We start from the raw sequence: 10,647 nt of genomic DNA, 5'->3' as shown, positions 1-10,647 counted from the left end.
AAGTCCAAGAACGGGGTCATGGCGCAGCGTGTCGTGGTCGTCGACGTCTTCGTAGCCTAGCGCGATCGCCGCAATGCGCTGGCCGACCAGCGTGCGCACGCTGTGGACCAGGCAGTTCGGATCGCGCCCATCGACGAAGCAGGCGGCCACCCGATCGAACAGGCCGATGGCGCGGGCAACCTCGCGAAGCAGCAAGGCGCCGGCATCCGAGGTGATGGCGCCGCCGTCGAAGCGAGCCACAACTTTATGGCCGTCGAAGCCTTCAAATTCGAGATGCTCGGAGATACACTGTGTTTGCATCGGGCCTCCGTAACGAATCTGGTAAACCTTTGTTGCAAAAGCAGTTTCTCAGATTCTCAGGCCCGATGCACCTCTTACTTTGAGATATTCGAGCTAGGACAACACGCTGCTGCGAAGAGCGCGACCGGCATATCGCATTCAAGGCCTTTTTGGACTCTGTTGGCGCCCATTCCATCATGCGGATGTTTGAGAGGCTACATTGCAGACCGGAGGCGGCATGGGCGGCAGGCGCGCGGTTGGAACAATTCGCCCAGATTTTCGACCGCCCTCGACGGGTTGCTCGCTAAAATCGTGCAAGATTGTTTGAAGCCACTGCTCAAGCTTTCGGACGCGCTAGAGGATCGAAAGCGTGATGATGGCGAGGGGTTGACGACGATGTGGAAATGGGCATTCACGGCGAGCACGGCGCGGTGTGAAGGACATCGGGGAGGAGTGTCGCGATCGTGTTGAAGAATGGTGGAACTGCGACACATCCCGCCTTCTGAATAGGGAGATTGCCGACAGTGACCCTGAGCCCCACAGCCGTATAGTGAAACGTTGCCACAATTGGAGGAATCGCACCGGCAAGGTGACGGCGAGAACAGGCCTCGCTGGCCTGATGGTCCCGCTGGCCAGGGGATATCACCAGACTCACAGCCGCTTTGGAGACTGCCATGTGCCGCAGCCACGGCGACAGTGAGGTCACGAATGGAATGTGGATGCCCTATTGGCCCGGTCGCCTTTGGAGTGGCAAAGCATCAGGCCAAGTCGAAGCGGAACTTGAGACATGCCCTTGGCGGATACTGAATGACTAAAGCGGAAGGCGACAACCTGTGTGGTAGTCATCAGCAGCGTTACAAGGTAAGGCATGGCGAGTGTCGGAGGTGTGTAGAATGTCGGCGCACAACATCACGCCTGCGGCACTATCGATCCCTGATAGCCATTGCGGCAACGAGGCCGCCATAGACGCAGTGGCCGTACACTTTTGCCGTGCAACCCCCGCGGTCAACCCGATGCCGAAAGCAGGGAACCGATTGTGGTGCTTGATCCAATCCACCGGTTCAGCCGCGCTCCGAATGCGCGCAGCAGCCGGTCTTCATCACGCGCCGAACCCCCACAGGAGCAGTGCGACGGTACCAACGAAATCAAGCGCCCGCGCCGCCCTTGTTACTGGCGCTTGCGGCACCAATTGCATCTGCCAGGACGTGCGCTAAAACCGCTTTCCAGAGCCAAACCTCCTCCGGTGCGGACAAGACTTTGGCTCTCTTCGACATACCGCGTGGCAAGCTCGACAAACACCTGGTCCTCAAAGGCCGCAGTCCGGTCAAGGTCGAAACTCGCGATATCGGATCTCCGTTTGCGACGAAAGAGACGCCAAACTCTGCCTGGTCTGAATTGGCGGCGGGCGTGAACGGCATAGGTGCCTGCCTATTTGAGGAACCGTTTTTCGTCGACCTTGACCTGATCCATCTTCTGCAGTCGAAAGATTTCCTCCACGGGTACGATGTCCCTGTAGACGTTTTGGACGCCACCATCGGCAATGATCCGCCGGAACGCATCCTGCATCGCTTTGGCGGAGGCGCGGATGCCGTAATTGCCGTAGATGGTCATCCTAATATTGCCGAGTGCGCGGATCCGCGTGGTTTCGAGTTCCGGGTAGGCGTTGGGAACGATAACCAGCGGGACAGGTCCCTTCCAGGCCCGCGAGAAGCTCTCGATCTCAGCCGCGTCCTTTTTCTTGGAGTGAATCAGGATCATGTCCGCCCCGGCCTCGGCATAGGCGAGGCCGCGCGTCAGCGCCTCCTCTTCGCCAAGGCCGGCGATCAGGGCTTCCGTGCGGGCGATGACGAGGAAATCCGGATCATTGCGGGTCGAAACTGCGGCTTCGATCTTGCCCTGGAATTCCGAGATACGCAGCAGCTCCTGACGGCCATCGGCGGCAAGACTGGTGACCTTCGGGAAGGACTTGTCTTCGATCACGACGGCCGCCGTACCCGCTTTCTCATATTCGCGAATGGCATGCATGACGTTCAGTGCGTTGCCATATCCCGTGTCGATGTCGGCAACGATCGGTAGGGACGACTGAGCGGCGATGGCACGCAGCATGTCGAGATGCTGGGTCATCGTAATCAGGCTCATGTCGGCAAGTCCATAAAGCGCCGACAGTTCGAAGCCAGAGGCCCAGATGCCGTCAAAACCGGCTTCCTCGGCGAGAATGGCCGAGAGCGGGCTGTGGGCGGCCATGATGTGGACGAGGCCGCATTCGGCCATGCCGTTACGCAGTTGCTTTGCTTTGCTCATATTTGATCTCGCTATTTGAAAGGGCTTCGCAGGCTGCAAGGATGCGGTCGCAGGCCTGCTGCAGCTCTTCGATCGATGCGGCGTAGGAGATGCGGATAAAGGGTGAGGCCATGAAGCCTGAGCCCGCAACGACGGCGACGCCGAACTGCTCCAGCAGGTACATCGCAAAATCCAAATCGTCTGCAATGATCGTGCCCTGAGGCGTGAATTTGCCGATTACGCCTTCGCAATTGACGAAGACATAGAAGGCGCCATCCGGGGTCCGGCATTTGAGACCTTCGGCTTCGTTGATCTTCTCGACCACGAAATCACGGCGCTTGCGGAACTCGGAAACGAAAGTCTCGATGTAGCTCTGATCTCCTGCGATCGCTTCGATCGCGGCATATTGGGAAATCGAGCTCGTATGCGATGAGGTCTGGCCCTCGATCGTGTTCATCGCCTTGATTAGGTCCTTGGGCCCGGCGCCATAGCCGAGCCGCCAGCCGGTCATGGCGCTCGACTTCGAAACCCCGTTGACGGTCAAGACGCGATCGATCAGGTCCGGAGCGGCTTCGGCCATGGTGGCAAAGCGCACGTCGTAGACCAGCTTTTCGTAGATGTCGTCGGCAAGCACATGCACCTGGCTGTGCTTGCGAAGCACTTCGGCCAAGGCGGCGAGGTCGGTTTTGGAGTAGACGGCGCCCGTCGGGTTGTTGGGCGAGTTCAGGATCAGCCACTTGGTGCTCGGCGTAATCACCGCCTCGAGATCCTGTGGCTTCAGCTTGAAGCCGAAGTGTTCATGGCATGGGACGAGAACCGGCTCGCCGCCCGCCAGCCGAACCATGTCTGGATAGGACACCCAGCAGGGCGCCGGGATGATTACCTCGTCGCCCGGATCAAGGCTGGCAAAGAGCGCGTTGAAGACGATCTGTTTGGCGCCGCAGCCGACGGTGATCTGGTCGACATCGTAATCAAGCCCGTTGTCGCGCGAGAGCTTCTCGCGGATCACCGTACGCAGGGGCTTGACACCAGCGACGGGCGTATAGCGGGTTTTGCCATTTCTGATCGCGGCAATCCCGGCATTTTGGACCGCTTCAGGCGTGTCGAAATCCGGCTCGCCCTGACTGAGGGCAATGACATCGACGCCTTTTTCTTTCAGGACGGCAGCTGCGGCCGTCATGGCCTTGGTTTGGGAGGGCCGGACGGCCGCAAGTCTCTTGGCGATGAATGACACGACATTTCCTCGTAGCTCTGGATGTGACAGAGAACTACGAGGAGTGAGGCTTACTTGCCAGCTTCGGCATCGCTTATAGGCAACAAACCGATCGCATTTTGCGATATTCGGGCGGCTATTTGCCCGGGACCTCTTCCTCCGTCATCTTCCTGCAAAGTCTAGTGAGCCAGCGGCAGAAGGCCCGTGCGACATCTGGATCGCTGCTTCGGTCAATTGCGTAGGCATGATATTGCATGCCGCTCGGCGCACGAGACCCATCAAGCACCTCCACAAGGCCTTGCCGAATCAGATCCGCAACAACGATGTGCGGCGTCACAAGCAAACTCTGCCCGGTCGTGATCGCGGGGAGGGCAAGATAATGATGATCGTAACGTGCGCCGGATGTAATATCCGACGTCTTCAGGTCGAGGCCGCGCAGCCAGGTGGGCAGAATGTCGGGCCGGGACGTGACGGCGATGACAGGCGTATTGCGCAGGGCCTTGAGGCCACGACCGGCGACGCAGTCCGGCGCGCCGACGCAGACGAGTTGCTCGTCATAGACATCCCAGCGGTCGCCAGGTTCGCTCAGCATCAGGTCGCGTGTGAGCAGCACGTCGAAACTATCCGTCGACAATGGGGCAGAGAGACTGCTGATGACGTCGACCGTGATACCACCCATTTCCTTCGAGAATTCTCTCAGGTTGGGAATCAGCACCGTATACGCAAACGTCGCCAGAGATGTGCGCACGACCAAGCGGTTGGCATCTTTTCTACCGTTGCGGCGCATTCGCTTGGCGGTAAACAGGATGGTATCGAGCGGTTCGGCCACGGCGTCGGCGAAGAGCCGCCCAAAATCGGTCAATTGGCTCTGGCGACCGCGCCGCTCGATCAGCCTTGCTCCGAAGTACTCCTCCAGTACCGCAAGATGACGGCTGACTGAACTCTGAGTGATGCCGAGCGTCTTAGACGCGCGCGTGACACTGTTGTCACGTGCCACCTGCACGAAGGCCCGCACAGCATTCAAGGACAAGTCGTTTTCGTCAGCCAATCTTACCTCCCGCCATCGCTACCCAACCATCCAATATCTCGCGCTTGATATCGCATTATTCGATGCACGTCATTTATCTGTAACAGAAGAGTCTGATGGATGCGCCTATCGCACATCCAAAGGCGGCACAATTGCCGCGGCTGCTCGACGAGGTAACGCATTATGGCGGGCATAACCATCGAAAAAATAGAAAAGACCTTCGGCGCAACGTCCGTGCTGCGCGAGGTTTCGCTAAACATTGCCGATGGTGAGTTCCTGACACTGCTGGGACCGTCCGGCTGCGGGAAGTCGACGCTGTTGCGCATTCTCGCCGGCCTTGAGGTGCAGACCGCCGGCTCAGTGGCAATCGGCGAACGTGTTGTCGACGGCGTGCGGCCGAAGCGGCGCGATGTGGCGATGGTGTTCCAGTCCTACGCGCTTTATCCCCATATGACGGTGGCGGAGAACATGGGCCTGCCGCTGCGCATGCGGCGGCTCTCAAGCTTGCAGCGGCTGCCGCTCGTCGGACAGTTGTTGCCAGGCACCAAGGCGACCGCGGCCGAGATGGAGCTCGATGTGATGCGTACCGCCAAGGCGCTCGGCATCGGCCACCTGCTTGGTCGCAAGCCCGGGCAACTGTCGGGCGGCCAGCGCCAGCGTGTTGCTGTCGGCCGCGCGATGGTGCGCCAGCCTGCCGTCTTCCTGATGGACGAGCCGCTCTCTAATCTCGATGCCAAGCTGCGCGTGCAAATGCGCGCCGAGATCAAGGAACTGCACCAACGTCTCGGTGTCACCTTCGTCTATGTCACGCACGACCAGTCCGAGGCGATGACCATGTCGGATCGGGTCGCGGTGATGCTCGACGGCGAGTTGCTGCAGGTTGCCCCGCCGCAGGGGATCTATGCCGATCCCGACGACCGTCGCGTCGCCGAGTTCATCGGCTCGCCGAAAATCAACATGCTGGAGGCCAAGCTGCGCGATTGTGCGATCGCGGATGCGGCCGGCACGAGCTTTTCGGTTGCCACCGATGCCGCCCCTGGCGCAGCGCTGACAGTCGGCATCCGGCCGGAAGCCTTCCATCTCGTGGAGGCGAGTGGTCTGAACGTTCTGACGGGCGCGGTGCGGCTGGTCGAGCACATGGGGTCCGACCTCTATGTTCATTTGAACGTTCCCGGAACCGAGCAGCCGGTTATCGCGCGCCTGCTCAGCGAGCGCGCGCCGCACATCGTGCCGGGTCAGGCGCTCCATCTCGGCGTCAAGCCGGAACGGCTGTTGATCTTTTCGGCCGATGGCAAGCGCCTGCGTGCGCAGGGGAGGGCCGGTGCGAAGGTGTTGCCGATCAAGGAGCGGATGCAATGACCATCGCCTCCTGGACGACGCCCGAGCGAGCCGATGCTCCGACCAACGCTACAGCATCGGGCAAGACGCTGCGCCGGCAGCGAATCGCCGAGGCGTTTGCTGCCTGGTCGCTCGCCGGGCCGGCGCTTCTCCTGCTCGTCACCTTATTCTTCCTGCCGGTCTTTGGCGTGTTTGCCATCGCGCTCACCGACTGGCAGTTCGGCGCTACCACGCTCAACTTCGTTGGCCTCGCCAACTTCCGCGAGGTCGTCGCCGACGAGGGCTTCCGCGCCTCGCTCATCAACACGATTCTCTACGTCGTGATCGTCGTGCCTGGCACGATCGTCCTCGGGCTTGTGATCGCGCTTCTAATCGAGAGCGGCAAGTCGTTGCGCGCTTTCTACCGCGCCATTCACTTCCTGCCGTTCATGGCGACATTGACGGCGATGGCGGTCGCCTGGGAGGCGCTCTTGCATCCGACCATCGGTCTGGTCAACCAGGCACTTGCCCGGCTTGGTCTGCCGACCGCCAACTGGCTGCGCGACGAGAACACCGTGCTGCCGGTCCTGGCGATGATCGGCGTCTGGCAGAACTTCGGCTATGCGATGGTGCTGTTCCTCGCCGGTCTCAAGTCGATCCCGCAGGACCTTTATGATGCCGCCGACATCGACGGCGCCGATCTATGGTTCGACCGGCTCAGAACCGTGACGCTGCCGATGCTCGGACCGGTCACCATGTTCGTCTTCATCGTCGTTGCGCTGAAGGCTTTCGAAACCTTCGACACCGTGCAGGTGCTGACGCAGGGCGGACCGGGCCATGCCTCCGAGATGCTTCTCTACACGCTCTACCGCGAGAGCTTTGAATATCTGCGCACCGGTTATGGCGCCTCCGTCGCCGTCATCTTCCTCTTCATCGTCCTGGCGCTGACGCTGATCCAGGTGCGCGTGATGGACAAAAAGGTTCACTACCAATGAGCACGCATAGCACCCAAGGGCTAGCCATCCCATCGGCTATAATGAGACATGCGGTGCTCCTGATCACGTCGGCGCTGATCCTCGTTCCCTTTGTCTGGATGGTGTCGCTGTCGATTAAGCCACCAGGAGAAATCTTCCGCGCCTCCTACAGTTTTTGGCCCGAACACTTCTACGGGGTCGAGAACTATACCAAGGCGCTGACGAGTTCGCCGCTGTCGCGCTACATGCTGAACGGCATCATCGTCTGCGGCACGATCCTGGCGCTCCAGATCACCGTCTGCGCTCCTGCGGCCTACGCACTCGCCAAGCTGGAATTTCCCGGCCGCAGTCTCCTCTTCGCGCTGGTATTGATCGCCCTACTCTTGCCCAATGAGGTGCTGGCGCTGCCACTCTTCATCCTCGGCTACAAGCTCGGCTTTCTCAATACCTACGCGGCACTGATCTTCCCTTATGTCGTCTCACCATTCGGCATCTTTCTGTTCCGCCAGTTCTTCAAGACGATTCCCGACGACGTTGTCCATGCTGCGCGCCTCGACGGGCTGTCGGAACTGGCAATCGTCTGGCGCATCATGGTGCCGATGGCGCTACCGGCGATCATCGCCTTCGCGATTTTTTCTGTCGTATCTCATTGGAACAGCCTGTTCTGGCCGCTGATCGCGGTGCGAGAGCAGAACCTGATGCCCCCGCCGCTCGGTATCATGGTGTTCAAAAACGAGGAAGCCGGGAACGACTACGGTCCCCTTATGGCGGCGTCAACCATAGTCGTCTTCCCACTCGTCATAGCCTTCCTCTCCGCTCAGCGGTGGTTCGTTGAAGGTCTGACTGGGGGCGCAGTGAAGTGAAGACATGGCGGTCCTCATTTATGCGGATCGAAGCAGACAGACAGATAAACCAAGGAGTTTGGTTATGGAAATTAAGAGAAGAGAATTGCTTTCAGGTCTCGCTGCGCTGACAATCTTGGGCACTGCCGGACGCGCGAGCTTTGCAGCGGGTAACGGTATCCAGTTGGGGGCCGTATCGTCTGCGGCGCTCAAAGCAATCAATGGCGCTGCAGAGAAGGAATTCGAAGCCCATTTCCCCAGCATCGACGTCCGGACAGTACCGCTGGGCGACAATTGGGAACCCGCCCTCCAAACCTTGCTGCGCCAGGCAATCGTTGGTGACAAGCCAGATTTCGTACAGCAGGCAATGAACTATACGAAGATCCTTGCCAGCCGAAAATTGGCGCAACCCCTCGACCAGTTCATCGAAGCAGTCGGCGGCTGGGAAGCGCTGGGTCTTCCCTCTGCGATGAAAGAAACCGTTTCTGTAGACGGGAAGGTCTACGCCATCCCCTATGCAACGACGATTCCGGTGCTCTACGTCAACCGTGATCTGGTTAAGGCTGCAGGATTTAACCCAGACAGCTTCCCCGATACTTGGCCGGAAATATTCGAAATTTCCAGAAAAATCCACGGCTCAAAGGCGGATATCATAGGCATCAATCTTGAATATGATTCCTCCGCGGCCTGGATGTTCCAGACTTTCTTGATGGGTTATGGGGGGCGAATGATGGCGCCCGATGACTCAACGATTATGTTTGACAGCGAGGCAGGCAAAAAAGCGCTGGAGCTTATCGCTCAATTTGGCCGCTCCGGCTCGGCAGACATGTTATCCCCACAGGCCAGACAGGCATTCAGTGCCGGTACTCTTGGCATCAATGTGCGCACCGCCTCCGGCATTCCCGGGGTAGTGAAGGAGACCGCTGGAAACTTCGAGTTAGACATCAAGCCTCTTCCGGTTCTGTCCGAGGACGGACTGATCCCCGGTGCAGGTAACGGTCTGATGATGCTGACCGAAGATCCGGAGAAGCAGAAACAAGTGTGGGAGTTCTTCAAGTTCATGTTGAGCGGTGCTGGCCAGAGGATCCTGGTCGAGAAATCCGGTTATATGCCAGTCAATCAGAACGTGGTGAAAGCCGGCGGCGCACTCAGCGACTTCTTTAACACGCACCCCCTGCAAAAAGCTTCCCTCCAACAGCTTGATCGCGCCGTCGATTGGTACGCATTCCCTGGCGATAACTCGCTGAAGATTTTCGACGCAATGATTGAATCGCAGCGTCAGCTCATTATCGGCCAGACTACTCCTGACAAGGCCATGGCCAATATGGTCGACGCGACAACAAAGCTGCTTCGCAGATAAGTTTTTTCAGTGGGAGGCACGCCCCTGGTTCTCCGGAACTCTGCCGATCATCCGGAAACAACACAAAGAACACTAGGACACACGAAATGAATCCAATCAATATGAGCGGGAACCTGCCCCCGCTCGTACCTCACATTTTCGACGACATCTACCGCGCCGCCATCGCCCAGGTTCTGGATGATGGCTCGCCAAATTCGCTGATAGGCGCCCACCAATTCTGCGGTTCCGAACGAGACCGGACCGCCGGTGCGCGATTTGCGGGTCTGCGACTCCCACAGGTTCCGCCAGCGGATCGAGTTGTTGTCGCCAATGGGACACAAAGCATCTTGTCCATGCTTTTACACAGTCTTGTCGGGAAGGGGGGCTGTCTCGCGATTGAAGCGTTGAGCTATCCGACGATGCACCAGTTCGCCGACATGTTCGGCTTTCGCCTGAGCGCAGTGCCGATGGACCATGAGGGGATCGAACCGGAGGCCTTTGAGGCGATTTGCCATAAGGATGCACCCTCCGCCTATTATGCTCTTCCCACCCTCCAGAACCCGACAACAGCGATAATGAGCGTCGAACGGCGACAAGCGATTGCAGAAATATGCCGTCGCTACGGCGTCGCGATCATCGAGGACGACATCTATAGTCTATTGCCGCATGACATTCCGCCGCCGCTCTCGTCTTTCGCACCGGAACTGTCCTGGTACATTCTCGGCACCGCCAAATCCATGGTAGCCGCACTGAAGGTTGCCTATCTCGTTGCGCCCAATGCAGAGGATATCCCCAAGCTGTTCTGGCCCGGGGTGCGCGCGACCTACTGGATGTGCGCGCCGATCAACGCAGCCGTTGCATCCAGACTGATCGAAGGGGACGGAGCTACTCGGATTATCGATGCTGTGCGCACAGAAACGCGCGAGCGGCATGCCCTTGTCGCGGCTCGCTTTACTGGCGCCGATCTCCGTTCGATGCCTGAGTGCCTGCATGTCTGGCTCAATCTTCCGGAACAGCGCCCGGCGGACAAGTTCGTCGCGATGGTGAGCTCCCTCGGTGTCAATATCAGCCCCAGCGCCACCTATGCCTTTGGTAATGGTACACCGCCAAATGCTATCCGTTTCGGAACAGGCACCGCCCGCGATCGAGCCACCTTTGAACGCGGCTTGAATGCCATCATCCAAGCCTACCACTCCTGAACGGCCAAGCGATGAAAACAAGGCCTGCTACCCACACGAAAATCTGGACTGACCTCGACCTCGACGCGGACGGTAAGTACTTTGGGTATTTCCGGCTCCCTCTCGCGGTCCACGACCGGTCCGGAGATGACGTTGGCTACAGTTTTGAGGCCATCCCGGTGGTCACCATTCGCAATG

At 59.1% G+C, this 10,647-nt stretch carries 10 protein-coding genes; 5 read left to right on the top strand and 5 right to left on the bottom strand.

The window, feature by feature from the left end; genetic code table 11:
* From PY650_RS35230 to PY650_RS35215, 4 genes are all read right to left on the bottom strand, one after another.
* A partial coding sequence (locus PY650_RS35230; protein ID WP_285884684.1) for a transposase occupies nt 1–300 on the bottom strand: 300 nt, incomplete at its 3' end.
* A gap of 1,407 nt (nt 301–1,707) precedes the next feature.
* Nucleotides 1,708–2,580 (bottom strand): isocitrate lyase/phosphoenolpyruvate mutase family protein, encoded by an 873-nt coding sequence (locus PY650_RS35225; RefSeq protein ID WP_285884682.1) that lies wholly within the window; start codon nt 2,578–2,580, stop codon nt 1,708–1,710.
* Nucleotides 2,555–3,793: a pyridoxal phosphate-dependent aminotransferase gene (locus PY650_RS35220; RefSeq protein ID WP_285884680.1), complete on the bottom strand. Its 1,239-nt coding sequence runs from the start codon at nt 3,791–3,793 to the stop codon at nt 2,555–2,557. The genes PY650_RS35225 and PY650_RS35220 overlap by 26 nt, the downstream gene beginning before the upstream one ends.
* Before the next feature lie 115 nt (nt 3,794–3,908).
* Nucleotides 3,909–4,820 carry a LysR family transcriptional regulator gene (locus tag PY650_RS35215; protein ID WP_285884678.1) on the bottom strand — a complete coding sequence of 304 codons (912 nt, stop codon included), beginning with the start codon at nt 4,818–4,820 and terminating at the stop codon, nt 3,909–3,911.
* 162 nt (nt 4,821–4,982) lie between these two features.
* Here PY650_RS35215 and PY650_RS35210 point away from each other — a divergent pair, with 162 nt between their 5' ends.
* The 5 genes from PY650_RS35210 to PY650_RS35190 all read left to right on the top strand — a co-directional run bounded on the left by PY650_RS35210 (nt 4,983) and on the right by PY650_RS35190 (nt 10,470).
* Nucleotides 4,983–6,158 carry an ABC transporter ATP-binding protein gene (locus PY650_RS35210; RefSeq protein ID WP_285884677.1) on the top strand — a complete coding sequence of 392 codons (1,176 nt, stop codon included), beginning with the start codon at nt 4,983–4,985 and terminating at the stop codon, nt 6,156–6,158.
* Nucleotides 6,155–7,111, top strand: coding sequence for a carbohydrate ABC transporter permease (locus PY650_RS35205; RefSeq protein WP_285884675.1), 957 nt, complete (start codon nt 6,155–6,157; stop codon nt 7,109–7,111). The genes PY650_RS35210 and PY650_RS35205 overlap by 4 nt, the downstream gene beginning before the upstream one ends.
* On the top strand, nt 7,108–7,953 hold the full coding sequence (locus PY650_RS35200; RefSeq protein WP_285884673.1) for a carbohydrate ABC transporter permease: 846 nt from the start codon (nt 7,108–7,110) through the stop codon (nt 7,951–7,953). Before PY650_RS35205 ends, PY650_RS35200 begins: the two co-directional genes overlap by 4 nt.
* Nucleotides 7,954–8,017: 64 nt before the next feature.
* Nucleotides 8,018–9,292, top strand: a complete 1,275-nt coding sequence (locus PY650_RS35195; RefSeq protein ID WP_285884671.1) for an extracellular solute-binding protein — start codon at nt 8,018–8,020, stop codon at nt 9,290–9,292.
* 86 nt (nt 9,293–9,378) lie between these two features.
* On the top strand, nt 9,379–10,470 hold the full coding sequence (locus tag PY650_RS35190; RefSeq protein WP_285884669.1) for an aminotransferase-like domain-containing protein: 1,092 nt from the start codon (nt 9,379–9,381) through the stop codon (nt 10,468–10,470).
* Here the strand turns inward: PY650_RS35190 and PY650_RS35185 are convergent.
* On the bottom strand, nt 10,458–10,647 hold a 190-nt coding region (locus tag PY650_RS35185; RefSeq protein ID WP_285884668.1), incomplete at its 5' end, for a hypothetical protein. The two genes, PY650_RS35190 and PY650_RS35185, sit on opposite strands and share 13 nt — an antisense overlap.

Origin of the sequence: Martinezella calliandrae (assembly GCF_030272695.1) — a bacterium.
GTDB classification, from domain to species: domain Bacteria; phylum Pseudomonadota; class Alphaproteobacteria; order Rhizobiales; family Rhizobiaceae; genus Rhizobium; species Rhizobium calliandrae.
Note: the sequence above shows the minus strand (reverse complement) of the source record. Positions and strands in the feature narration are given on the sequence as shown.